Source organism: Arthrobacter sp. Y3223164 (assembly GCF_059091005.1).
In genome coordinates, this window is sequence record NZ_JBNHGF010000352.1 from 1 (window position 1) to 2,874 (window position 2,874).

Consider the following 2,874-nt stretch of genomic DNA (forward strand, 5'->3'; position numbering starts at 1 on the left):
GGGGCGCGGACCGGTTCCTGGAACCGGCCCGCGCCCCGCCGTCGTTGTGGTGTCCCGGGGCGGCGGCTAGATGATGCCGCGGCCCTCCCGGCGCGCCTGAGCCCACTCCTTGAAGAAGCCGCGGGCAAAGACGCACAGGGTCGCGGCCACAATGACCGGCCAGACGAGGACGTAAAGCGTCACCGGGCGATGCGGCCGGGAAGGTGCGCCGCAGCGCCCGTCCCGGCGGCGAGGATGCGGTCCAGCATGGCCGGGTCGGTGGTGTTTTCGCCCAGCCGGTTCGGCTTGCCCGCGCCGTGGTAATCGCTGGAACCGGTGACTATCAGATCGTGCTTGGCGGCAAGCCGGCGCAGCTGTTCCCTGCCCTCTTCCGGGTTGTCCCGGTGATCGATCTCCACCCCGGCCAGCCCCGCGTCGAGCATCTCGCGGACGACGGCATCGCCGACCACCCGGCCCCTGCTGCTGGCCACAGGATGGGCAAAGACCGGCACTCCCCCCGCCTCGCGCACCAGGGCGACGGCGGTGGCCGGGTCGGGCGCGTAGTGCGACACGTAGTAGCGCGAGTGGGCAGTCAGGATCCGGGCGAAGGCCTCGCTGCGGTCAGACACGATCCCCGCCGCCACCAATGCGTCGGCGATGTGCGGCCGGCCGATGGTCGCCCCGTGCCCGGCCCGGGCCGTGACCTCTGCCCACGAGATGGGGAAGTCCTCGGCGAGCAGTTCCACCATCCGTTCGGCCCGGGTCCTCCGCGCGTCGCGGGCCTTGTTGATTTCGGCCAGCAGGCCGGGGTGTGCTGGATCGTGGAGATAGGAGAGCACATGCACGCTGATGCCCTCCACGGTCCGGCACGTGACCTCCATGCCGGGCACAAACCCCAGGCCTGCCTCGACGGCGGCGGTTCGTGCCGCTTCCCAGCCGGCAGTGGAGTCGTGGTCGGTCAGCGCCACGACGTCAAGACCGGCGGCTGCGGCGGCACGCACCACCTCGGCGGGCGGTTCGGTGCCGTCGGAAACCGTGGAATGCGCGTGCAGGTCGATCATCACAGAACTAATTTACGCCAGGAGCCCCTGCCGGGCGCCGATGTTGGCAGCGCCTTGGGCCGGTGAGACGATGGACCGGTGAGTACTTACCAGAATGAGGACGCCTCACAGCAGCCTGCCGGGGAGCAGCCGCTGGAAGACCGCGTCAACAACCGTTCCCAGCGCCCGGAATCGGATGCCTTCAAGGAGTTCATGGGCAGCCATTGGGCTCCGGCCGGCTCGTCCGCACCGGAGCAGGAAGCCGTCGCACCCTACGCCGCGCGCCGCCGTCGGGCTCTCTCGGAGCACTTCCACGGCGAACGCCTGGTCATTCCGGCCGGCCCGCTGAAGGTCCGCTCCAATGACACCGACTACCGCTTTCGCCCGCATTCGGGCTTCGCCCACCTCACGGGCCTGGGCCTGGACCATGAGCCGGACGCCGTGCTGGTCATGGAACCCACCGAAGCGGGATCTGGAGACGACGGCGGCCACCACCGGGCCACGCTGTACTTCCGCCCCATGTCCGGCCGGGAATCCGCCGAGTTCTACGCCAACGCGCGGTACGGCGAGTTCTGGATCGGTCCCCGGCCCACGCTGGAGGAGCTGAGCCGCCGGTTGGGCCTGCCCACCGCCGACCTGGGCGAACTCGAGGTCGCCATCACCAAGGATGCCGGCGTCGTCCACGTGGGCGGCATGCGCATCCGGCTGCTGCGTGAGGTCGACCTGAACGTGGACGCCCTCGTGGACACCTCCCGGATCAACACCGGCGTGGACCTGGAGGAATCAGACCGGCTCGACGGCAAGCTCTCCGAAGCGCTGTCCGAACTGCGCCTGCTCAAGGACGAGTGGGAAGTCCAGGAGATGAAGAAGGCCGTGGAGGCCACGGTGAACGGCTTCCACGAGGTGGTCAAGGTGCTGCCTCGCGCGCTGACGCACGAGCGGGGCGAACGCGTGGTGGAGGGCGCGTTTTTTGCCCGGGCACGCGAAGAAGGCAACGACCTGGGCTACGACACCATCGCCGCCAGCGGCAACAACGCAACCATCCTGCACTGGATCCGCAACAACGGGCAGGTGAAGGCCGGAGACCTGCTGCTGCTGGACGCAGGCGTGGAAGCCGACTCCCTGTACACCGCGGACGTGACCCGCACGCTGCCGGTCAACGGCACGTTCACCGAGGTCCAGCGCAGGATCTACCAGGCGGTACTCGATGCCGCCGACGCCGGTTTTGCCGCCGCGCAGCCGGGCGTGAAGTTCCGTGACGTTCACACCGCCGCCGTGACCGTGCTCGCCGAGCGGCTGGACGAGTGGGGCCTGTTGCCGGTTCCCCTGGCCGAGGCGCTCTCCCCCGAGGGCCAGCACCACCGGCGCTGGATGCCGCACGGCACCAGCCATCACCTTGGCCTGGACGTCCATGACTGTGCGCAGGCGAAGCGCGAGCTGTACCTGGACGGCGTGCTCACCCCGGGCATGGTGTTCACGATCGAGCCCGGACTCTATTTCAAGGACGAAGACCTGGCCGTTCCGGCCGAATACCGCGGCATCGGGGTGCGGATCGAGGACGACATCCTGATGACCGCCGACGGCCCGGTGAACCTGTCGGCGGCCCTGCCGCGCAAGCCCGAGGACGTGGAGTCCTGGATGGCCGGCATCTACGGCACGTCAGGGGAATAGGCCCCCGGCGGCCGCGGCCGGAGCAACGCCACGCGGGAAGGGATCCGCCGTCTGCGACGGCGGATCCCTTCCCGTTTATGGTGCGTTCATGGCGCGGGGCCTCGCACGGGGCGCCCGTTCGTCGTGCGGGCGGTTCATCCTGCGGGGCGCCGGTGGCGGGCGGCTAGGTGCCGGGCCGATCGTT

General features: G+C 69.7%; 3 protein-coding genes. 1 reads left to right on the forward strand and 2 read right to left on the reverse strand.

Annotated elements, in window-relative coordinates:
* Positions 1–66 precede the first annotated feature (66 nt).
* Both AC5RUJ_RS13895 and AC5RUJ_RS13900 read right to left on the reverse strand, forming a co-directional pair.
* Complete coding sequence (locus tag AC5RUJ_RS13895) at positions 67–183, reverse strand: putative transporter small subunit (RefSeq protein ID WP_494129122.1); 117 nt, start codon at positions 181–183, stop codon at positions 67–69.
* Positions 180–1,043: a PHP domain-containing protein gene (locus AC5RUJ_RS13900; RefSeq protein WP_494000281.1), complete on the reverse strand. Its 864-nt coding sequence runs from the start codon at positions 1,041–1,043 to the stop codon at positions 180–182. Before AC5RUJ_RS13900 ends, AC5RUJ_RS13895 begins: the two co-directional genes overlap by 4 nt.
* Positions 1,044–1,118: 75 nt before the next feature.
* Here AC5RUJ_RS13900 and AC5RUJ_RS13905 point away from each other — a divergent pair, with 75 nt between their 5' ends.
* The gene (locus tag AC5RUJ_RS13905; RefSeq protein WP_494129121.1) at positions 1,119–2,690 is read left to right on the forward strand and encodes an aminopeptidase P family protein; all 1,572 of its coding nucleotides are present in this window, start codon (positions 1,119–1,121) and stop codon (positions 2,688–2,690) included.
* Positions 2,691–2,874 lie beyond the last annotated feature (184 nt).